This is a genomic window from Paenibacillus phytohabitans, from assembly GCF_013141775.1.
Classification (GTDB): domain Bacteria; phylum Bacillota; class Bacilli; order Paenibacillales; family Paenibacillaceae; genus Paenibacillus_AQ; species Paenibacillus_AQ phytohabitans.
Genome location: NZ_WHOB01000041.1, coordinates 71,256 through 90,910, shown reverse-complemented (window position 1 = coordinate 90,910; position 19,655 = coordinate 71,256). Strand labels below are relative to the sequence as shown.

At 53.1% G+C, this 19,655-nt stretch carries 23 protein-coding genes and 1 pseudogene; 6 read left to right on the top strand and 18 right to left on the bottom strand.

Annotation, left to right across the window (positions count from 1 at the left end; all coding sequences use genetic code 11):
* Positions 1–17: 17 nt before the first annotated feature.
* The 12 genes from gatC to uptA form a co-directional block, all read right to left on the bottom strand.
* Entirely contained in the window at positions 18–305 is a 288-nt protein-coding gene (gatC, locus tag GC101_RS15395) for an Asp-tRNA(Asn)/Glu-tRNA(Gln) amidotransferase subunit GatC (RefSeq protein WP_042139983.1), read from the bottom strand.
* A 789-nt stretch (positions 306–1,094) separates the two neighbouring features.
* Complete coding sequence (locus GC101_RS15390) at positions 1,095–1,478, bottom strand: hypothetical protein (RefSeq protein WP_042139996.1); 384 nt, start codon at positions 1,476–1,478, stop codon at positions 1,095–1,097.
* Between the two features lie 157 nt (positions 1,479–1,635).
* On the bottom strand, positions 1,636–2,403 hold the full coding sequence (locus GC101_RS15385) for an ABC transporter permease subunit (RefSeq protein WP_171717943.1): 768 nt from the start codon (positions 2,401–2,403) through the stop codon (positions 1,636–1,638).
* Complete coding sequence (locus tag GC101_RS15380) at positions 2,400–3,314, bottom strand: ABC transporter ATP-binding protein (protein ID WP_171717942.1); 915 nt, start codon at positions 3,312–3,314, stop codon at positions 2,400–2,402. Before GC101_RS15380 ends, GC101_RS15385 begins: the two co-directional genes overlap by 4 nt.
* Positions 3,314–3,505, bottom strand: coding sequence for a PLD nuclease N-terminal domain-containing protein (locus GC101_RS15375; protein ID WP_042139999.1), 192 nt, complete (start codon positions 3,503–3,505; stop codon positions 3,314–3,316). The genes GC101_RS15380 and GC101_RS15375 overlap by 1 nt, the downstream gene beginning before the upstream one ends.
* Before the next feature lie 56 nt (positions 3,506–3,561).
* Positions 3,562–3,783 (bottom strand): hypothetical protein, encoded by a 222-nt coding sequence (locus GC101_RS15370; protein WP_076248484.1) that lies wholly within the window; start codon positions 3,781–3,783, stop codon positions 3,562–3,564.
* Positions 3,780–4,106, bottom strand: coding sequence for a DUF5345 family protein (locus GC101_RS15365; RefSeq protein WP_171717941.1), 327 nt, complete (start codon positions 4,104–4,106; stop codon positions 3,780–3,782). Before GC101_RS15365 ends, GC101_RS15370 begins: the two co-directional genes overlap by 4 nt.
* Entirely contained in the window at positions 4,096–4,638 is a 543-nt protein-coding gene (sigY, locus tag GC101_RS15360; protein WP_171717940.1) for an RNA polymerase sigma factor SigY, read from the bottom strand. Before sigY ends, GC101_RS15365 begins: the two co-directional genes overlap by 11 nt.
* Before the next feature lie 56 nt (positions 4,639–4,694).
* Positions 4,695–4,901: a hypothetical protein gene (locus GC101_RS15355; protein WP_039303119.1), complete on the bottom strand. Its 207-nt coding sequence runs from the start codon at positions 4,899–4,901 to the stop codon at positions 4,695–4,697.
* A gap of 281 nt (positions 4,902–5,182) precedes the next feature.
* Entirely contained in the window at positions 5,183–5,815 is a 633-nt protein-coding gene (locus tag GC101_RS15350; protein ID WP_171717951.1) for an MBL fold metallo-hydrolase, read from the bottom strand.
* 2 nt (positions 5,816–5,817) lie between these two features.
* Entirely contained in the window at positions 5,818–6,384 is a 567-nt protein-coding gene (locus tag GC101_RS15345; RefSeq protein WP_171717939.1) for a thioredoxin family protein, read from the bottom strand.
* Positions 6,381–6,995 carry an undecaprenyl phosphate transporter UptA gene (uptA, locus tag GC101_RS15340; protein ID WP_171717938.1) on the bottom strand — a complete coding sequence of 205 codons (615 nt, stop codon included), beginning with the start codon at positions 6,993–6,995 and terminating at the stop codon, positions 6,381–6,383. The genes GC101_RS15345 and uptA overlap by 4 nt, the downstream gene beginning before the upstream one ends.
* 253 nt (positions 6,996–7,248) lie before the next feature.
* On the opposite strand from uptA, the pseudogene GC101_RS15335 reads away from it, so the two are divergent.
* Together GC101_RS15335 and GC101_RS15330 are read left to right on the top strand one after the other, a co-directional pair.
* Positions 7,249–7,515: pseudogene (locus GC101_RS15335) on the top strand (autorepressor SdpR family transcription factor); the annotation flags it as partial.
* Between the two features lie 116 nt (positions 7,516–7,631).
* Entirely contained in the window at positions 7,632–8,285 is a 654-nt protein-coding gene (locus tag GC101_RS15330; RefSeq protein ID WP_171717937.1) for an SdpI family protein, read from the top strand.
* 99 nt (positions 8,286–8,384) lie between these two features.
* Here GC101_RS15330 and GC101_RS15325 read toward each other — a convergent pair whose 3' ends face one another.
* From GC101_RS15325 to GC101_RS15315, 3 genes are all read right to left on the bottom strand, one after another.
* Positions 8,385–11,048, bottom strand: a complete 2,664-nt coding sequence (locus tag GC101_RS15325) for an O-antigen ligase family protein (RefSeq protein ID WP_246354348.1) — start codon at positions 11,046–11,048, stop codon at positions 8,385–8,387.
* An 803-nt stretch (positions 11,049–11,851) separates the two neighbouring features.
* Entirely contained in the window at positions 11,852–13,045 is a 1,194-nt protein-coding gene (locus GC101_RS15320) for a class I SAM-dependent methyltransferase (protein ID WP_171717936.1), read from the bottom strand.
* A gap of 45 nt (positions 13,046–13,090) precedes the next feature.
* Positions 13,091–13,753, bottom strand: coding sequence for a DUF6483 family protein (locus GC101_RS15315; protein ID WP_171717935.1), 663 nt, complete (start codon positions 13,751–13,753; stop codon positions 13,091–13,093).
* 328 nt (positions 13,754–14,081) lie between these two features.
* On the opposite strand from GC101_RS15315, the gene GC101_RS15310 reads away from it, so the two are divergent.
* Together GC101_RS15310 and GC101_RS15305 are read left to right on the top strand one after the other, a co-directional pair.
* Positions 14,082–14,648: a winged helix-turn-helix domain-containing protein gene (locus GC101_RS15310; RefSeq protein WP_171717934.1), complete on the top strand. Its 567-nt coding sequence runs from the start codon at positions 14,082–14,084 to the stop codon at positions 14,646–14,648.
* Entirely contained in the window at positions 14,649–15,956 is a 1,308-nt protein-coding gene (locus GC101_RS15305) for an MFS transporter (RefSeq protein WP_171717933.1), read from the top strand. It begins immediately after the preceding gene.
* Positions 15,957–16,032: 76 nt separating this feature from the next.
* On the opposite strand, the gene GC101_RS15300 is transcribed toward GC101_RS15305, so the two are convergent.
* Positions 16,033–16,818 carry an alpha/beta fold hydrolase gene (locus GC101_RS15300; RefSeq protein WP_042140005.1) on the bottom strand — a complete coding sequence of 262 codons (786 nt, stop codon included), beginning with the start codon at positions 16,816–16,818 and terminating at the stop codon, positions 16,033–16,035.
* Between the two features lie 88 nt (positions 16,819–16,906).
* The gene (gene yyaC / locus GC101_RS15295; protein ID WP_246354347.1) at positions 16,907–17,434 is read right to left on the bottom strand and encodes a spore protease YyaC; all 528 of its coding nucleotides are present in this window, start codon (positions 17,432–17,434) and stop codon (positions 16,907–16,909) included.
* Positions 17,435–17,580: 146 nt separating this feature from the next.
* On the opposite strand from yyaC, the gene GC101_RS15290 reads away from it, so the two are divergent.
* Complete coding sequence (locus GC101_RS15290) at positions 17,581–17,805, top strand: DUF1128 domain-containing protein (RefSeq protein WP_039309247.1); 225 nt, start codon at positions 17,581–17,583, stop codon at positions 17,803–17,805.
* Positions 17,806–17,922: 117 nt separating this feature from the next.
* On the opposite strand, the gene GC101_RS15285 is transcribed toward GC101_RS15290, so the two are convergent.
* The gene (locus tag GC101_RS15285; RefSeq protein WP_171717932.1) at positions 17,923–18,642 is read right to left on the bottom strand and encodes a pirin family protein; all 720 of its coding nucleotides are present in this window, start codon (positions 18,640–18,642) and stop codon (positions 17,923–17,925) included.
* Between the two features lie 359 nt (positions 18,643–19,001).
* On the opposite strand from GC101_RS15285, the gene GC101_RS36920 reads away from it, so the two are divergent.
* Complete coding sequence (locus GC101_RS36920; RefSeq protein ID WP_081970286.1) at positions 19,002–19,538, top strand: YtxH domain-containing protein; 537 nt, start codon at positions 19,002–19,004, stop codon at positions 19,536–19,538.
* The last annotated feature ends 117 nt before the right edge of the window (positions 19,539–19,655 follow it).

Here is a 19,655-nt window from a genome sequence, read left to right as displayed (position 1 = left end):
CTCCTCTCAGGCTTTAGTTATTCCAGAACAGCGGGAACTTTGAAATGTCCGTCTTCATCTTCCGGTGCGTTAAGCAGCGCTGCCTCCTGGGACAGGCTCTCCTTGACTACATCGTCACGCATCACATTGCTGACCTGCAGCACATGTGTGGTCGGCTCTACATTCTCCGTGTCAAGCTCATTCAATTTCTCGGCATATTGTAAAATAGCATTCATTTGTTCGGTGAAGGTAGCCTCTTCTTCCGGGCTTAATTGCAGTCGGGCCAGCTTGGCCACATGCTGCACATCTTTGACGGTGATGCTCATAATGAATATCCCTCCTGTTTAAAGGGCTAAAGCGCCCGGATAACGTTTTTAATTATATTGTAGACGGCCTTACAATTCAATGCGCTTGTCGATTGAGGGAGATATATGAAGTAGAAAGAAATTTATGGAGTGATTACAGGGAACCTATTAGAGCCTTATGTTAGAGAAATCATCGGTACAGGTGAGCTAAACTTGAGCTTAGCCTGATTAACGGAGATTGGGGATATTAGGATCGTGCAGGACGGGTGGCGGTGGGTGCGATTAAGGCGGGAACGGTGTGCTGGAACGGTGTGGGCAGAGCAGAGTGGCGAATAGCGGGATTGCGGGGAACATTGGAGTTGAAAAAGTATGGATCCGCGAACTAAAAACTCTACAGTCCGCATGACGTTCAGACTTTAGAAAGGACAAATCCCCCCTGATGGATGAATCAAGCCGGAGCTTATGGGGTCCGCATGCGGTGATATCAGGGGCACTAATGCCCCTCATTTGCTTCTTTGGCTCGCATCCGGGGAAATCAAGGGCACTAATGCTCCTCATTTGCTTCTTTGGCTCGCATCCGGGGAAATCAGGGGCACTTATGCTCCTCATTTGCTCCTTTGGCTCGCATACGGGGAAATCAGGTGCACTAATGCCCCTCATTGGCTCCTACGGATAACGTACAGGATAATCAGTGGGATTTTCCCCCTTTGATTTTTCCGTAACGCTAACCTTCAGCGGAATTAGTGGTATTCCTGGAATATCATAATTTCCTTAATAACAAAACAAAAAGCCGGCTTTCGCCGGCTCTACTTAAATCCAAGCGCGAAGATTCACCTGTTTGATGAAATCCGCTTGGGACATACTTTCCTTGGATGTTGCCTCTATCTCTTCCGCCTCAACTTCTTCACCGTTCATCAGATGATGGAACAGCTTCTCGTTGTACGTCGATAGAGCATAATCTATCAAAGCTTCGTGCGTGGCTCTTTCAGCTTCTAGTACCAGCAATTGCTCTTCGGCCTCAATATCCTCCGCCGTAACATAGAAATTTCTATTGGCCTCGGGAACACGAATGACATAATCAAACGCATTATCTGGATTGCGGTCGTAAGCAATTAGGTAGCCGTAGTCTCCGATAGGAAGACTCTGCTCAAAAGCGTCCGCGACAATGACAATCTTCTCTCCTAAACGCAGCATCGTCCTACCTCCTGACCAAAATCTATCATGGTTCTGCTTGTTTCAACAGTCTACTAAAAAAAGATAGAGCTGTCCAGCCGCAGGAGAGTAGTCCGATGATTTTTCGCAGAAAATACTCTGAAAATTCTTGAAAACGTGCTATTCCATTGCAATTTTATCAATTCGGCAATTTATTCCTGCGAACGAGCAGCGAGGCTCCGGCAATACAAGCAACGATTAACAGCGCTGCTGAGATCATCGGCCCGCCGGTTACTCTGCCTTCTGCAAGCACGCTGGCAGACATTCCAGGAAGCGCTGCAGGCAACCAGGCAGTCCTGGAAGGCAGCAGGCTGTGGGCGAGACTCATGCCCGCAGCCAGCAGGAGAGCAAACCCGGCAGCAGCAGGTCCGCGCAGCCAGGCGCTGAAGAGCAGCGTAAGTGACACCGCACACAGCAGCCAAAGTGCATAGAGTCCGGAAGCCGCCGCAACTGCGCCCCAGGCCAAGCCCCCCATAAGCTGCACTGTATAATAAGCCGCTCCCGCAACCCCCAGTACCAGTGCAATTATCAGCACTGTGAAATTTGCCGCCCATTTGGCAACAACGATGGATACCGGTGAAACAGGTCTGGCCATCAGCAGCTCGGCTGTCCCGCTGCTCCGCTCCCCGGCCAGGCTGTTCATTGTCCCCAGCACCAGAATCAGGATGCCAATCGTTCCGTATTGGCCCAGAGCCTGGGCCATTACCGCAGCGGCCCCAGGCATCTCGTAGCTGTCCATAAATCCTGCAGGGACATTTGAAGAGGCTGCCAGTATATCAGCCATATAAAAGGTGACCAGCGGCTGCATGATGCCCAGAATAATAAACACTACAGGTATCCAGATCAGCTTATAGCTGCGCACTGCCTCCAGCATCTCTCTGTAATACAGGGTCCAGAGCTTGCTCATGTTCCCACCACTTTCATAAACAGGTCCTCCAGCGTTGATGAACCTGCTTCAAACTGCAGCAGCGGAATATCCAGCCCTGCCGCTTCCTGCAGAATCATCCGGCGCGCGAGCCCGACATCGCTTACGTTAAAGACTGCCCTGCCGTCCGAAATACTTGCTTCTTCCATAAAAGCTTTGTGCCTAAGCTCCTCCAGCCACCGGACAGCCTTATCTTCCTTCGCTGTGGTTATTCTGATAACCGGAAGACTGTACTCTGCCCGGAGACGGGCCAAGGTCCCCTGCACAGCTATAGCTCCCCGGTTCATCAATATGACGTCATCGCAGATCTCTTCCGCATCATGCAGTACATGGGTGGAGAAAATCACAGTTGTCTCTTCCCGGATGTCCCGCAGCAGCTCCATCACTTCCCGGCGCCCTATAGGATCAAGCGCGGAGACAGGCTCGTCAAGCAGCAGCAGGCGCGGGCGGTGCACTAAGGCCTGGGCCAGCCCCAGGCGCTGCTTCATACCGCCAGAATATCCGCCGATCCGGCGGCGCGCTGCGGAACTAAGCCCCACGCGCTCCAGCACTGCGCCCGACACCGACGCAGCTTCTTTGGCGGCCATGCCGCTAAGCTTGGCGGCAAAGATCATATATTCAAGTCCGCTCATCCAGCTGTAAAAAGCCGGAGACTGCGGCAAATAACCAAGCTGCCGGCGGTAATCCGTTCCGGGAGGATCGCCGCCAAAGGAGATGCTCCCTCCGGTAGGCGGCAGAAGACCGGCAAGCATGCGCAGTGTGGTGGTTTTGCCTGCTCCATTGGGTCCCAGCAAAGCGACACAACGCCCAGCTTCGGCTCCGAAGCTGATGCCGTCCACGGAGGGATGTCCGCCAAAGCTTTTGCGGAGATTCGTAACCTCAAGCAGCGGCATCAGAGTTCTTTCCTTCCCAGTGTGAAATAAGCTATACTTCCTAGCAGGTTGCCAAATACCAGGAGCAGCACCCACATCCATTTGGGCCCGCGGACCTGCTCTGTCCTGGCCAGCGAGATCAGACCCACAACTGCCAGCAGAATCTGCAGCGCCAGCAGCGGAGCAATCAACCCCCAGTTCACTTTATCCATCCGTGTACCCTCCATACTCCAGTTTGCTATTCTGAGATCGCCTTCCATGTCTGCCTTCAGCGCTCCTGCCGGGCCTTCCGCCGAGCCGGGAGAACTACGAACAGCAGATAACACAAAGCGGGTGACGGGAAGCCGGTAAGGCCCCAAATTCCCCAGAACCAGGCCATTCTGCCCTTCCCTCTGCCCTGAGCATTACGGAACAGCCAAGTCCCCTGCAGCATCAGTACAGCAGCTATACATAGCCACAGCCACAAAGGCGCCTTCTGCAATTCACTCACTCTTCAGCATCCTCCCGTCGCAGCCTGATCCGTGCTACTCCCAGACTGCCAAGTGCTGCCAGGGGAAATAGCGCCTGCAAGCCCCAGAACAGTACCGGGGCAGAGTTGAGAATAGACAGCACTACGCTGAGCAGGAGTAGAGCCACTATAGAGAATATCAGCAGTTCCCTGCGCTGCCGCTTCACGCGGCGGATTGCTTCTGCCGCAATAAGCTGCTCCAGCTCCAGCAAGGAGGGGGGCGCCACATCGGCATAGTGCTGATCCAGAATCTCCAGTTCTGCTGACAGCTTATTCAGCAGCTCTTCATCACTGTTAAACCTCATCCTCGTCCAGCTCCTTTCGCAGTTGATTCAATCCGGCTGCTACCCTTGATTTGGCCGTGCCGGAAGGGATCTGCAGCATCTGGCCGATTTCATCATAGCCATATCCGTAATAATGCTTCAGCAGTACAGCCATTCTGTGGGCAGTAGACAGGCGGGATAAGGCATCAAGCACTTCACTCCACTCCATATTCCGGCTCTCAAACCTCCAGCGGATACTGCGGCTTCCCTGCTCCTGAGCCTGCTCCTTCTGCCACTTCAACTCACGCTTCCACCGCCGCTTGCGGTCGATGTAGAGCCGGCTGGCAATCGTTATCAGCCATGAAGAAAATGCAGAGCTTCCATTGTAACTTCCCATCTTCTCCATGCATCTGACCATTGTATCCTGAGCCAGTTCTTCCGCAAGTGAAGGGTCCATTGTAGCTTTAATCAGATACTTGTACAGGAAGGGATAATGCTCCCGCAGCAGCATAGCTGTTGCCTTGGCATCCCCCTGCTGCGCCAGTCTGATCTTCTCCAGCGTCCCGTCGCCCATAGTCCCTCCTCTTTCTCTTCCTCACATCTGTAATACGATTATGTATTGTAGATCGTTCATTCAGGGTCAGAATTATTCTGCAATTCCCACAGCCTGCGCCTCCATGGCTGGACGGCTCCCTTGCCTCTGGGGAAGCGCCAGAACAGAGATATCTTATTATCCCCATTCTCTGCAGCATATTCTACGGAATTCTGCTCCGCCACGCCTTCCCCGTCTGTTCTCAATTCCCCATAGTCCAGTTGGTGATGCATATCTTCCTTCATCTGCTTCCTCCCATGAAATTAAAGACATATAGACAAAAAAAAGAACGCAAACCGGGATTATTCCACAGTCTGCGTGCTTCGCGAGGTAAATGTTACATTTAATTAACATTATTGTAGCAACTCTGTATCTTCTTGTCCATCTCTAATTTCCCGAATGATGTCATAACCGGTATAAACACGTCGTTACATAGCAAGTGGAAACGGTTGTACTGTCCGCTTAAGGACAGTACAGTTTCAGCGAGAAATAGAAGGGGAATTTATCGTGTGCAACAGATAGATTCTTATATTTGAACGTATGGGTTATTTAGCTTCTCAAACCCGATAGAGGTGCGCGGACCATGTCCGGGAAATACCCTCACTTCTTCATCCAGCCGGTACAGCTTACCGCGGATCGAATCAAACAGATCACGTTCTCTGCCGCCGGGAAGATCGGTGCGTCCTACTCCCATTTTGAACAATACATCGCCGGAGAACAGATCATTTCCGCACAGGAAGCTGACACTCCCCGGTGAGTGTCCAGGCGTATGCAGCACCCGGAAGGTTAAACCGAGCAGCTTCAGAATCTGGCCTTCCGCCAAATCGTATTCTGCCGGATCTGTACTGACCGGAGGGGAAGATTCAGGCCACATCAGCGAGCCGTTCAGCTTGGGACTGCCCAGCCAATCACTCTCCAGAGCATGGATATACACTGGGCATTTCTTGGCCTTGCGGACTTCATCCAGACCGGCAATATGATCAAAGTGGGCGTGAGTCAGCAGGATAGCCTCTATTTCCATACCCTCAGCAGCACGGAGAAGGGCAGCCGGATTGGCACCGGGATCAATAATCACACCTTTGGCAGGGTCGGCTCCTGTCAGGAGATAAGCGTTCGTCTGAAGCGGTCCAAGATTATAAGACCTAATATTAAGCATCAGCATTAGAATCCGGAGATCAGACTGCGCAGCTCTTTGGCAATAACCGCGTGTGATTCCGTTCCTTCTCCGTAGGCTTGGCCCATGGCTTTGCGCACTTCGGTGATTTTGCCCTCATAATCCGCAGCTTCGCGGTCCGGGTTCTGCTGTTTAAACTCTCTCATCAGTGACTGTACATGCTCCGGACGCGGTCCCCAATGGCCCAGCACATAGCCGCCGGTATCGGCAAAAATCACGATCGGAACCGAACGTCCGCCCATGGTCAGGAAGTTATCCATAACATCCTGATTCTCTTCCAGAATCAGCACTTCAGTCTTAATGCCTGCCGTCTCCAGGATGCGGAACACCACAGGGACATTACGAACCACATCTCCGCACCAGTCAGCAGCCAGAATCAGTACCCGCAGATCATCCCGGTGATTCAGGCTCTCGAAATATTCCCGGTCACTCTCATCTGTCCAGGCGAACTTCTCATACCAGGATTCAAAAGCCTGCTGGTTCTTCGTCATGCCTTCCACGAACTGGCGCGGAGTCAATCCCTGACCAAATTTAGAAGCTACATTCTGTTTCATACTGCACTACCCTTCTTCTTGGATTTGTACCACTTGAACAGGAAATACAGAACAATAACCGCAAGTGCGGCAAGAATGATTTCATGCGTATACTTAGCTGCGACCTCATCAATAGTCTCCCATTTATCGCCGAGAGTATATCCCAGATATACAAACAGTGCACTCCATGGAATAACAGCCAGCGTGGTCAGCATAGTGAACTTACCCAGCGGCATGCGCGAAATACCAGCGGGCACAGAGATCGCATGACGGACAACCGGGATAAAACGGGCGGTGAAGATTACGCCGGTCCCGTATTTCTGGAACCATTCTTCAGAATGGTCAATATGCTTCTTTTTGATAAAAATATACTTCCCGTACTTCTCCAGTACAGGTCTGCCGCCGTAACGGCCGATCCAATACACAAAAATCTGGGCGACTACACCGCCGATCGTACCAAACAGTACCGCGCCAAAAAAGTTGATATCCCCTTGCGACACCAGATAGCCGCCAAAAGCCAATACAATCTCACTTGGTATGACTTCAATCATAAGGCCAATCATTATTCCAAAGTAACCCAAACTCTGAATCCATTCAAATAATTGCGAAATCAGTTCAGATATAAAATGCAACTGCAGCTCTCCTTCCGTGTGTTGCGTAATCAGCCTGGCATTCTGCTGGCAGAATCCTAAGCCTCGTCCGCTCTATGTATCCAGCTTCTCCTAGCCTATTCTAGCATATGCAGGCTTACGACTTCTACTTATGGAAAATGGACATTCGGTTCTCTGCTATAGAAAAGCAGGTATTCCAGCATTGACAAAGTGTGGAATGAAGATCTATTATACATTTAGATAATTATTTAAATATCGAAAGGAGGCTGCGGAGTTGAATGAATCCTTCAAGGCGCTGGCTGATCCGACCCGGAGACAGATTCTCCGCCTGCTGCGGGAAAAGGATAGGACGGCCGGAGAAATTGCCGATTTTTTCAATATGTCCAAACCCAGCATCTCCCATCATCTGAATGCACTGAAGCATGCGGGACTGGTGCAGGACGAACGAAAAGGCCAGTTTATTCTCTATTCGCTGGACTCCACGGTGCTCGAAGAGGTGCTGGGCTGGTTCCTGGAATTGACGGGTACGGGTAAGGACGGTACGGAGAGTAAGACCATTGCGGATGAACCGGCTGAAGATGCGTTAGGCTCAAAAGGCGCAGGTTCAAAGGGGGCCAGAAGCCGGGAGCATTATTTTGACACGGAGGGTGAATCAAGATGAAGGATTTCCAATGGAAATGGCAGGACACACTGATTGTCATTTTGGGATTATTCTCGCTGGGCTACGCATTGTTGAATTACGGCAAGCTGCCGGATCAGCTTCCTGCCCAGTTCAGCATTACAGGCAAGGTTAACACTTACTGGAGCAAGGGCTCCCTCATTGCTTTTTTCTCCTTCATGGGACTGATCTTCCCAATAGCCATGCAGTTTATGCGTACAATTGATCCCAAAAGAGACAACTACACTAAGTTTCAAAGCGCTTATAAAATGATCCGCCTGGCAGTGGGCATCATATGCGATGCTGCACTTGTGCTGTCGGTCACGCACGGTCTGGATGAGCAATTTGCCGCCGGAAAGTGGGCTACTGTGAGTCTCGGCCTGCTGTTTATAGTAATCGGAAACTTCATGCCGCAGATCAGGGATAATTATTTCACGGGTGTCCGTACACCCTGGACGCTGGCTAATCCTGTAGTCTGGCGGAAGACCCACCGTCTCTCCGGAATCATGTGGGTGATTGGCGGACTGCTGATTGCACTGGGGGCTTTTATGCCAAAAGCTCTGTCGGTCAGCATGATCATCACCGCCCTGGTTATCGCTACAATCGTGCCTTATGTGTATTCGTGGCTGATCTCAAGGGGGATCAAGGCCTGAAGCCGGTCGCAGCACTGCACCGGGATCCGGAAGAACGCTACCGGAGATGCACATATAATGAATTCAGCCGGACAGAGTGCCTGCTTAGAGATTCAGTGTTCAGCGGGCCACAATCTTCTCCGGCTTATCAAGCGTAGCCAGTGCCTGCAAAGCTCTCAGCCGAAGGTAAACCCCTTCGGCTTGTTCATTGATCCCGAAGCCGCGGTCATTATGACGCCGGCCTGCGCTATACTCCCTGCCAGCAAGCAGGCTGTATTGCCGCAGCAGTTCCAGTCCGGCAGCTGCGCTGTCTGCAGCCCTCCGCCTGTCCCCTTCCGCCCATCCGCGTTCAGCCATTTTAAGCATCCCTTCAATCGCCGCCCGTCTTTTGGCGGCGTTAAATATGTCCGCCTTCAGGCTGCGGCGCACCCAGTACAAGGCCTCTCCCGGATCGCGGCCTTGCAGATAACGCTCTGCAAGTTCCCAGTGCAGAGCCGCATCTCCGGGGGAGAATTGCAAACTGTCCAGCAGCAGGTCCATTCCCTGCTCCTCTGGAAGCAGCCGTGATAATGCGGCCGCCGTCTGCGGCTCTCTTGGATTCCATGCCAGCGATTGCCGCAGCAGCGCAGTTTGTGCAGCAGGATCACCGCTTACGCGGGCGGCCTGCTTATACAAGGCAGCCCCTCTCATCGCCTGATATGAAAGAATGCTTAGCATGAAGGTCAAGGCGCAGAGAACGGCGATTCCTGCATACGGCCATGATCGCCGCAGCCGTGTAAGGATGGCGGTATCCTCCGCAACTGGCCGAGCTATAGTTTCTGCAAGAGCCCATGCAGGCAGCAGCAGGAGCAGCAGCCATATCAATCCGTAGCTCCAGTCAAAATCAACTGCGCTATGCAGAATGATGACAAGCAGAGGCGGAAGCAGCCTTGGTGACGCCTTGAATATGAGCCAGCCTGCGGCCAGCAGCAGCAGGAGGACAGCAGCCAGACCGGCTGTCCCCAGATTGAGCAGGATGTCGAGATAACCGCTGTGCACCTGGCTGCCTACATAGGGGCGGGACTGGGCGGCGAGGTACGAATGCCGCCAGGTCTCGCCCCCGCGCCCCAGCCAGGGCGCCTCTGCCGCGAGCTTCCAGGCATCGCGGTAGAAGAGCCCGCGCGCGGCGGCCGTCGGGGACGGCCCCGTGATCCGCGCGCGTACCTGCAGCAGGACGGCGCTGGCTGCCGCCGTCCAGGCCCCCGCCGCCAGCGCCAGCATGGCGGCGTGGTGCCAGCCCGCCGCGCGGCAGCTGCGGCGGTGCAGCCATAGGCCGGCCAGCAGCGCGCCGGCCCAGAGCCCGGCCAGCAGCAGCAGGCCGGGCAAGGGCTCTGCCGCCAGCCCGGTACGGGCCAGCTGGCGGTACAGGAGCGCCGCGGCGGCCACAGGCGCGGCGCCGGTGATTAGAAGCGGCGCGGACAGCTGCCGCTTCCAGAGCAGGGCTGCGGCGCCGGCGGAGGCCGCAGCCAGCCATGCGCCGCGCGACTCGCTGAGCAGCAGCGCGGCGGCGTACGGGAACAGCGGCAGCAGGCGCGCCGCTGTCCGCCAGAGCCCTGCGGACCAGCCCCGTGCACGGTCCGCTCTGCCAGCTATAGCGGTCTCACCCGCTCTGCTTACCGCTCCACCCTCCGCTTCACCGCTGGCTATGTTCTCCTGCTCCGCCCGGTTTACCGCTCCACCCTCCGCTTCACCGCTGGCTATGTTCTCCTGCTCCGCCCGGTTTACCGCTCCACGGGATGCTTCACCGCTGGCTATGTTCTCCTGCTCCGCTCTGCTTACCGCTCCACCCTCCGCTTCACCGCTGACTATGTCCTCCTGCTCCGCTCGGTTTACCGTTCCACGGGATGTTCCAACCTCTCCCTCTGCGCAGTCTTCTCCACTCACGGTTCCCGAAGGACCTGTCAGCCTGAAGCCATAAGCAGCAGCAAATAGCCGCTCCAGCAGAAACACAGCCATCACCGCGCCAAAGGCATTCGGATACTGAAGCAGTCCGGCCAGCCGGGCACCGGTAGCACTGACCTCAGGTGACTGGCTGTAGGCTACCGCGTAAGGAACCGGCAGGCCTCCGCATACCGCCAATAAAGCAGACAGGCTGATCACGAGACCCAGAAGATGCCAGACTGCTGCAAGAAGAGTTCCTCCCCGGCGGGTCCCCGCAACAAGTACAGCAAATACAGCAAAGCTGGCGTAGAATCCCCAGCGCAGCAATTCATCCAATGTTCCTTGCGAGGATAGGGGGCCACGGAATGCATGAATTGCGTAAAGAATACAGATGACAATGCAGCAGCCCGGCAACAACCATACAATCGCCCTCAACCTCGTAACTTTACTCACTCTGCCATCCGACATACGGCTACTCCCGGACAGTGCCTCATCTGCTGCGTGCGTTACAGCAATCTTCCCGGCATTATCTGTCACCAACCGCCCACTTCCGGCTAACCTCTCAGCTTCAGCTAGATCTCCCTTTACGACACCTCCAGGTAGCGCCCGCACGGTCTCCGTCTTCCCCGCCAGCTCCCTCTTCAGCTTTAGCCGCTTTTCCCAGCAGGAGGCGGCATACAGGACAAGTCCCCCTAGGGTTAGAACTCCGCACAGCACAAACCATAGGGTCAGGAAGAGATACATTTCCTTGGCAAAAAAGAATCCTCGCAGCACACAGGCCGCTCCGCCCGCTGCTATCAACGCCAAACTGCATGCCAGAGTGACCGCCATTCCTCCGTACTGCTGAAATCGTTTCATCCGCATTCCTAAATCCCCTATTCCTATTGTTGCTTAACATTCTTCCCATATCTATCGCAATGCAAAAGAAAATAGATACATATAAAATCGATATAGAAACATGAACCGCACCTAAGACTGCAATCAGCTAAATAACCGGAGAACGGCGGTGGTCAAACGAGATGATTCAAAATGTTGTATGTATTACAACTTTGCTTCAGAAATACCCGGGTGTTTGGATGAATTGTTGTACAAAATACAAGATTAGTTCCATAAATCGGCTGGAGGAGGGGGAAATGTTGCATTTTGTACAACAATTTCCGATTAGAGGCGGCGGAGTGAAGGAAATGTTGTATTTGGTGCAGGATTTTAATTCAGGGCATCACAGGGGCCCTACAATAGCACAAAAATAACACTAAAATAACATTACGAATTCATTACAAACGCACCACAGTCAGCACTACATCAGCACCACAGATGCACTACAGATGCATCACAGATGCTCTACAGATGCTCTACAGATGCACCACAGAAGCACCACAGATGCTCTACAGATGCTCTACAGAAGTACTACAGATGCACCACAGATACTCTACAGAAACACCACAGAAGCACCACAGATACTCTACAGAAACACTACAGATGCACCACAGATGCATCACAGCAGCACCTCAATAGCGGCCGAAGCTTCCAATAGCAATCCCAAGTGGAACCGACTTTGCGGTCCTATTAAAGCACCCTTTCAGCGAGAAATAAATTATATTTGCACAAAAAACAGCCGCCCCCCATAGGAAGCAGCCGTTCTGTCACACTCTGAACTATTAAGCTGATTAATTAAGCTCCGCATTTCCCACGGGCAGCAGATCAGAGCAGACGCGCTCCAGATAAGGCTTGGCACCGAGAAAATCGCGGAACGCGGTGTACTCGCGCCATTTGGCGGCGTTGTCGCCGCTGTCGCTCCGCACGGCACGGATTAGAATGTTCTTCGGCGTATGCTCCATGTCGATGAATTCCAGCAGCTGGCTGCGGTAACCCATCAGATCGAGCAGCTTGGCCCGGATTGCATCCGTGGCCAGTGCCGAGAAGCGTTCCTTCAGGATTCCGTGTGACAGCAGCGGACTCAGCACATCGCTCTGCACCTGGGCGAACAGCTCATGCTGGCAGCAAGGCACCGAGAGGATGACCGATGCGCCCCAGCGTACCGCCTTCTCCAGAGCGGCATCTGTCGCTGTATCACAGGCATGCAGGGTAACAACCATGTCCACCTGGTCCAGTTCATTATAGTCCGCGATATCGCCGACCAGGAACCGCAGACGGTCGTAGCCCAGCTTGGCAGCGAGGGCTCCGCAGTGCGCAATGACATCCGCCTTCAGATCAAGACCGACTATATTCAGCTCCCGCTGCTCACGGACGGCCAGATAGTGGTACAGTGCAAAGGTCAGATAGGATTTGCCGCAGCCGAAATCAACAATCGTCAGCGGACGTCCTGCCGGAAGATCACCGAGCACATCCTGGACCATCTCCAGGAACCGGTTAATCTGGCGGAACTTATCATATTTCTTAGCCAGCACTTTGCCTTCGCTGTTCATAATGCCCAGCTCCACGAGAAACGGCACCGGTTCTCCTTCGTCCAGGACATACTGCTTCCGGCGGTTATGCGCCAGGTCCGGTGCCTCCTGTTTGCTGGCAGACTTGGTCAGAATAGACACCTTGTATTTTTTGCTGATCAGCACCTGGTAGTCGGCACTGGCGGTACAGAGCAGGCCTTGGCGGAAGGTCTCTCTCAGCAGAGTCAGCATTTCCTCAGCGGCATCCTCTGCCGGAATATTGCGGTGTTCGACCTTAGGGCCGATATAGTAGGCGAACTGATAGTGCAGCTTGCCCTTTAATTCAACAGGTTTGATCTGCACTTTGCTGTAGGTGACCCCACCCTTGCTGCGCAGCTGGCTTAGTGTAGCCGTAATCAGCGTACGGCCGGTAATCACTTGGTCGATCAATGCTTTCAAAGATTCCAATGGGTACATCTCACTTTCAATTTATAAATGGAGCACGTTGTCTCCTGAATATCGTTATATTATAGCATTAACCGTAAGCTTGCTCCATTCTTCCCCGCCCTGCTGCACTTCCTCCAGAGGAAGCCCCCCCTGGGCTAACCGCTCCGGACTCAGCAGCAGCAGCCGTCCGTACAGCTCCCTGCCCTCCGCCGCAACATCCTCCCCTTGCTCCCATAGCCGGTACAGGCTGTTCTCCGCTTTGGCGTAATGTCCCAGGGATTCCTGGTAGGCCATCAGCAGCCGCTCTGTTTTGGCCGGAAGGCGGTAAGGCTCTACTTCCTCCAAAAGCTCATTGATATCGCCCGTCATGTTCAGCAGCTCACGGTCGGCACCATGCAGATCCGCATACAAAAACAAATGCAAGGACCGCATCGCCCTGTAGAGGGCTTGATCCTGATCCCCTTTTGCCGCGTATATACCGCCTTCCTCCTTCAGCAGCCGGGCTACCCCTTGCAGCTTATCGGACTCCAGCACACCGCCGAGACGAAACATATCAATAATGTCCTCTACGGACAGCGAATTGAGCAGACGGGAATTTATGCGGAAATGCCGCATCAGCAGCTCGTCCACTTCCCACAGGGCTTCTGTTGTTTTTTTATCCTGCTTCAAGGTCATTACCTTGGCAACCATTGCCGTCATATCCTCGATCATGCGTACGATATAATCTCTCCGGAACATGTTTGCTCACCCTTTCGTATCCGCACCCACATTTATTACAATCCCGCCAAAAGCTGGCCATCGTCTAAGTCTATAGCCTTTGGACTAATCTTAAGCCATTTCATGCGGCAGCGCCACCTTGTTCAGTACCAGAACATCAGCCCATCTCTGCTATGCCTGCAATCAATAATCCTTGACATAAAAGAGCCGGCCCGAATACAATACAAATACTCGATCTGTAATCCAGATCATACTATTATGCAGATCGAATGGCTCCTGAAAATACATTATCCATAGAATTACTATTGTTAATATCCGTTATTCTAAATTACATATTGGAGGAAATCCTATGTCACAATCCGCTGACCCCGGGCAAAGCCCGCCGGAAACAACTGCTTCGAGCAAGTCTCATCTGGAAGATAACGTACAGCCATTGAAGGTCACCCCGGAACAGGATAAGCTGCTGGAAAGCGCCTTGCGGATTAAGATCATGCATACGCTGTCGGGAGAACCCCTCACGTCCAAGCAGGTTGCCGGGAAGCTGAACAAGACACCGGGGAACATCCACTACCACATCATCAAGCTGTATGAGGGCGGGCTTCTGGAGCTTGTCCGCACCGAAGCAGCAGGAGGCATCATCCAGAAATTCTACCGCTCCAAAGGGACGATGTTCCGCTCGGAGCAGCTTAGCAGCTTCCACTTCCGCAAAGAAGACCAAGTGGAGCATTTCATTACCAGACTCACCCTCTCTCCTCCGGAGCTTGCGAAATTCCATCAGGAGATGCTGGAGCTGATCACCGCCTGGGAATCCAAAGTTACTGCCGGTGACGAATATGGTGTTGAGATCGTGATGGGACGTCTGCAGCCTGCTGATCCTGCACCGGAACCGGATACAGATGCGGAGGTACAGGAGTAGATGAATACCGCCGGTCCTACCGGACAGGAAAGTCGCAATCCGCTGCAGGGTTTCGCTGCTCCTTTTGTCCGCTCACGCGCTTTTCCCTATCTGTGGCTGGGACATTTAATTTCATTCCTCGGCAGCTCGGTGACGATGGTCATTCTGCCCGTCCTCGTCTATTCACTGACCGGATCAACCACCACGATGGGTCTGGTTATGGCTGCTTACATGCTGCCGAATGTGATCATGCTTCCGGTATCCGGACATATCGTGGACCGTTACGACCGTGTACGGATTATGATGCTGGCGGATATTGCCCGCTTTGCCGTGATGATGATAACGGCAGTTCTGGCGCTGATCGGAATTCTCAGTATTCCGCTACTTTATGTTCTAGTAGCTTTCTACGGTCTGCTCGATGGTCTATTCCAGCCTGCCTATGCTGCAGTCCGGGCCACAGTATTCACTCCGGACATCCGCGTGGCTGCGAATTCACTGACCCAAATCACTACCCAGTCCGTACGCCTGATCGGCCCCGCACTGGGCGGCCTGCTGATCACTCACCTGTCCGCAGGTGTCGGCTTCGGCCTGGATGCCTTCACTTATCTGATCTCCTTAATCTGCCTTGTCTACCTGCGCAGAGTGCTGATCGTCAAATTACAGCCCGGACCCGCCGCAGATTCCGCCGCCTCCGTTCTGCCGGATACTGAAGCTCCGAATACTCCTAACTGGAAAGAGGATTTCATCGAGGGAATCTCCGTTCTGCGCAGCCAGCCTTGGCTGTGGATTACGATTCTGGCCTTCTGCTTCATCAACATCTGCTACGCGGGGATCAGCAGTGTCCTTCTTCCCTGGCTCTTCAAGGTCCATCACGGCTGGCCTCCTTATGTCTACGGGCTTGCCGTTACTTTCTCCGGAGTAGGCGCAATTATCGCAGGCTTGCTGTTCGGACTGCGGCCGAAATGGAAGAACCGCGGCATTATGGCTTACGGCGGTGCTATGCTGGGTGGTGTGGCTCTGCTGCTGATGCCGTTTGCGGGTACTCCGGCTGCAGCCATCGCTTTCTTTGCCCTTGAAGGCTTCGGGCTGATGATATTCGGACTGATCTGGGAGATCAGCCTGCAGGAGCTGGTTCCGAAGGAAGCCTTCGGACGGGTAGCCAGTCTCGATTTATTCGGCTCCTTCGCCCTGCTGCCGGTCGGCTATATCTTTGTCGGCTGGCTGGCCGACCTGATTGGCGGGGTTCCGACCATAATTATTTTCTCCAGTCTGGGACTTACCTGTGTCGCTCTCGTGCTCTGCGTTCCGGCTATCCGTAAATTTCAATAAAAGCCGCAGCGCGGCCAACACAAAGAGGCAGCACTCCGCCATCCGGCGGGTGCTGCCTCTTTGCCTGCTAAATGAATTACTTCTGCACAGGTGTGTGTACGAAATCCTTGATAATCTGCGACAAATGCTCCGGAGCTTCAAACATGCTCATGTGGCCCACTCCTGCTATTGTCACCTTGGTAATATTCGGATTATCCGAGGTGAAGGTCCGTTCTGGAGTCACCTTCGAATCCTCCGCTCCGGCTACCAGCAGCACCGGCAGCGCTGTTGCCGAGATCACATCACGCCGGTCCGGGCGCTCACGCATAGCCATGGCCGCGCCTACCGCGCCTTGCGGCGGGGTCTTATAGCCGATCTCCTTGGCCCGTTCCAGCAGCTGCGGAGCTGCTCCGGAAGCAAAGAGTCCGGGCACCAGCTGATCTACAAAAGCAAAGATCCCTTCATTCTGGATCATGCTGACGCTCTTCAGCCGGTTCTCCTTGGCTTCCTCACTATCCGGATAACCGGAGGAATGAATCAGTCCGAAGCCCTTCAGCCTGGAGGCATGGCGCTGGGCAAACGACAAAGTAATGTAGCCTCCCAGGGAATGTCCAAGCAAATAACACTCAGGAATCTCCAGGGCATTCAGCAGTGAAAGAACATCATCGGCCATCTGTTCGATCGTGTAGGCTCCGAGCGGAGCATCTGAAGATCCGTGTCCGCGCAAATCAGGGGCAATGACCCGGTAATTGGCGATTAGGCCAGGAATAACCTTCTCAAAGTATTCCGAGCTCCCGCAGAATCCATGCAGCAGAACAATGACATCACCTTTACCTTGATCACTGTAACAAATGTTGTTTCCTTCGCATCGAACATTTTCCATGGCTGCTTCCTTCTTTCTATGTAGTATCCGGTTGAAGACCGCGGCTTGTCTTTATTATTAAGCTAGATCAGGTACCTTTGAAACGCTCTCAGCCCGTGAGCCCAAAACCCTGGGCGGCAGCACGGGCAATCTGGTCGGCCATAACGATCACCCGGTGTAGCGGCGTGGTCTGCAGCGTACGGTAAGGCCGGGGACTGTTCACATCGACAATCGCCGCCAGACTGTAGTTTCCGACTGCGGGCAGCAGCAGCCCGACAGACTGTGCCGGACGAAGTGGCTCCGCAGCCGCGAAGTAATACCCGAGCGCAGCGGGCGGCCCCAGGCAGGCATCCACAGCGATAATAATCTGCCCTTCCGGAATCTCTGCTATCCGCCGGATCAGATTATCCGCATCGCATGGTGCCGGCAGCGTACCGGTAACATGGGGGAAACCATATTCCAGCAGACGGCTGCCTGTCAGCGGCCCCAGAGCATCACCAGTGGAGCGGTCCGTTCCGATGCACAGAAAGGTCAGCTGCTCTGCCGGATGCAAGGCGGCGATCTCCCGGAAGAAAGAAGCCAGCCCGTCAGCATCCATTTTGCGGCGTTTCCTGCTCTCTTCTTCTCTGATTGCCAAAGACTTCTCTCCCCCTCATTCCATTGCCTGCGAATTATTCCCTCTAATTTAACATGTTTTCTGTGATCCAGACAAAAAAATGGTCTTTCACTATCCAAACATGATAAAATACTTGAACTATCACTTAGGGAGGACTGTTATACCCCATGGATTTATCGAAACCAAGCCAGGAAAATGTTGAGTATATGATCGAGGGTATCAAGAACAAGCTGAAAATGGCCAGTGCTGCAGCTATGCAGGCCTCGGCTTTTTCGGTGGAGCATTATGAGGATATTCAGGATATTTATGAGGTTGCCATGGGCAGCGACAGGCTGAGCATCTCACAGGTGGAGGCGCTTGTCTCTGAGCTTGGACGCTTGCGCAAGAAATAAACCGGTCAATTGGCATGATAAAAGCCCTTCTCTCCGACCCGTCCGCAGGAATGGACAGGGAAGATGAAGGGCTTTTGTGCATGGATGCTCGAATATAGGCAGGTCTGCGCCCGGCATTTACGGCAGATCAATCAGGATGAACTCTGCATCTCCGCCATTGCTTGTCCCTTTAATGGTCAGATCACAGCTCTTGCGGATACGCGCCGCATCTCCCTGCTGAAGCTGAAACACGCCGTCTGAGCAGCTAATCTCCAGATTTCCGGAAATCAGATAAATATGAGTGCGCCGCTCCTCTTGCTGCGGGTAATGCAGCTCCCGGTTCGTCTGCAGAAGGGACAAATAGACCGTAACATCCTCGCCCAGCTTAAGCGCTCCCATGTCCGCTGATCCGGAAGCCACCGGAAGCAGATTGTTCAGCTTAAGCTCTTCAGGAAAGAATCTCGCGTCCCACCTCGGCGTCATTCCCGGACGGTCCGGCAGCAGCCAGATTTGCAAGAAACGCACATTCGAGCTTAGCGACGGGTTCGTCTCCGAATGATTGATGCCTGTACCCGCGCTCATCATCTGTACACTTCCGGCCTGCAGATCCGCATGATTACCGAGATCATCCTGATGCTTCAGGACTCCGGAAACTACATAAGTAATAATCTCCAGATCATGATGCGGATGCTCGTGCATGCCTTGCCCCGGCTTCAATTCATTGTCGTTATGGGCCAGCAGTGCGCCAAAGTGGGCATTGCTGGGGTCATCATAATCGGCAAAAGAAAAGCTGAATTCACTGTGTATCCATTCTCTATTCGAAGTATGACGCTCTGCTGATGTGACTACTTTAATCATAAACTTTGCACCTCCATAGATGTTGGAACCTTCTCCATATCTTAAACAGGGGATAAATGCTCCTTATATGAGATGTATATAGGCGCTGTGATTTAGTATCTCTTACCCCCTTCCTTTCTTCATCAATCAACCGTTTGTAAAGCCGTGAATGTGGCCGTTTATATATAGAAAAGACCCTTTATGGCCTGGATGCTTCCCTATACTCCGGCAATCTTTCCCATGCTCACCAACTGTTTCAGGATATACCCCTACGTTTATATACGAAGTAAGATACTTCAGGCTATCCTGAATTTGAATGACGGCAGGCAGCATAGCAGCCTGAGTTCAAATCATAATAATCTAATGAGGAGTGATTGGTGATGAACAAGGCAGAAACGGAATATCCAGTAGAAAGCGGCGGCACATTTTTCAAGGGAATTTTCATAGGCGGTCTGCTTGGGGCTGCGGCGGCACTGTTGTTCGCACCGAAACCCGGTCGTGAAATGCGCAGTGATTTGTCAGACAAGCTCTCGATTGCCACGGACAAAACCAAAGAGGTTGCAGGAGCCGTAACAGACAAGACCAAAACACTGGCAACTACAGTCAGCGAAAAAGCAACCGATCTGGCAGGTACAGTATCTGCTAAAGCCTCTGACATCTTCACAACGGTCAGCGACAGCAAACAACAAATTGCTGCTACATTGTCGGAAACAGGCAAGAAGATTGGTGAAACCGTAAGCGAAGCCTCTAAGGATGTGGCTGGTGACGTTAAAGACGCTTCCAAGGATGTCACGGATGAAGCCAAAGACTCCTCTAAAGAGGTAGCCGACAAGGCTAAAGATGCTTCCAAAGACATAGCTGATGAAGCTAAGGATGCTAAAGAGGAAGTTAAATCCTCTTACAAGTCCAATTATTAAAAAACGGCGATATACGGCCTATTCAGGCAGTACAAGAGAGCAGCCAGCTCGCCGTAGCTGGCTGCTCTCTATTTATGCATGCCTTTTTTAGGCTTATAAGCCCCCACTAAGCCGAAA

Bases quoted from the DNA above. Each gene is read 5' to 3' on its own strand.
- GC101_RS15300 (WP_042140005.1), bottom strand. From the start codon at position 16,818: ATGGAAAATGTTCGATGCGAAGGAAACAACATTTGTTACAGTGATCAA.
- GC101_RS15385 (WP_171717943.1), bottom strand. From the start codon at position 2,403: ATGAGCAAGCTCTGGACCCTGTATTACAGAGAGATGCTGGAGGCAGTG.
- GC101_RS15330 (WP_171717937.1), top strand. From the start codon at position 7,632: ATGAAGGATTTCCAATGGAAATGGCAGGACACACTGATTGTCATTTTG.
- GC101_RS15390 (WP_042139996.1), bottom strand. From the start codon at position 1,478: ATGCTGCGTTTAGGAGAGAAGATTGTCATTGTCGCGGACGCTTTTGAG.
- GC101_RS15290 (WP_039309247.1), top strand. From the start codon at position 17,581: ATGGATTTATCGAAACCAAGCCAGGAAAATGTTGAGTATATGATCGAG.
- GC101_RS36920 (WP_081970286.1), top strand. From the start codon at position 19,002: ATGAACAAGGCAGAAACGGAATATCCAGTAGAAAGCGGCGGCACATTT.
- GC101_RS15355 (WP_039303119.1), bottom strand. From the start codon at position 4,901: ATGAAGGAAGATATGCATCACCAACTGGACTATGGGGAATTGAGAACA.
- GC101_RS15380 (WP_171717942.1), bottom strand. From the start codon at position 3,314: ATGCCGCTGCTTGAGGTTACGAATCTCCGCAAAAGCTTTGGCGGACAT.
- GC101_RS15285 (WP_171717932.1), bottom strand. From the start codon at position 18,642: ATGATTAAAGTAGTCACATCAGCAGAGCGTCATACTTCGAATAGAGAA.
- GC101_RS15345 (WP_171717939.1), bottom strand. From the start codon at position 6,384: ATGAAACAGAATGTAGCTTCTAAATTTGGTCAGGGATTGACTCCGCGC.
- GC101_RS15320 (WP_171717936.1), bottom strand. From the start codon at position 13,045: ATGTACCCATTGGAATCTTTGAAAGCATTGATCGACCAAGTGATTACC.
- gatC (WP_042139983.1), bottom strand. From the start codon at position 305: ATGAGCATCACCGTCAAAGATGTGCAGCATGTGGCCAAGCTGGCCCGA.
- GC101_RS15325 (WP_246354348.1), bottom strand. From the start codon at position 11,048: ATGCGGATGAAACGATTTCAGCAGTACGGAGGAATGGCGGTCACTCTG.
- GC101_RS15375 (WP_042139999.1), bottom strand. From the start codon at position 3,505: ATGGATAAAGTGAACTGGGGGTTGATTGCTCCGCTGCTGGCGCTGCAG.
- GC101_RS15310 (WP_171717934.1), top strand. From the start codon at position 14,082: ATGTCACAATCCGCTGACCCCGGGCAAAGCCCGCCGGAAACAACTGCT.
- GC101_RS15305 (WP_171717933.1), top strand. From the start codon at position 14,649: ATGAATACCGCCGGTCCTACCGGACAGGAAAGTCGCAATCCGCTGCAG.
- GC101_RS15365 (WP_171717941.1), bottom strand. From the start codon at position 4,106: ATGAGGTTTAACAGTGATGAAGAGCTGCTGAATAAGCTGTCAGCAGAA.
- GC101_RS15315 (WP_171717935.1), bottom strand. From the start codon at position 13,753: ATGTTCCGGAGAGATTATATCGTACGCATGATCGAGGATATGACGGCA.
- sigY (WP_171717940.1), bottom strand. From the start codon at position 4,638: ATGGGCGACGGGACGCTGGAGAAGATCAGACTGGCGCAGCAGGGGGAT.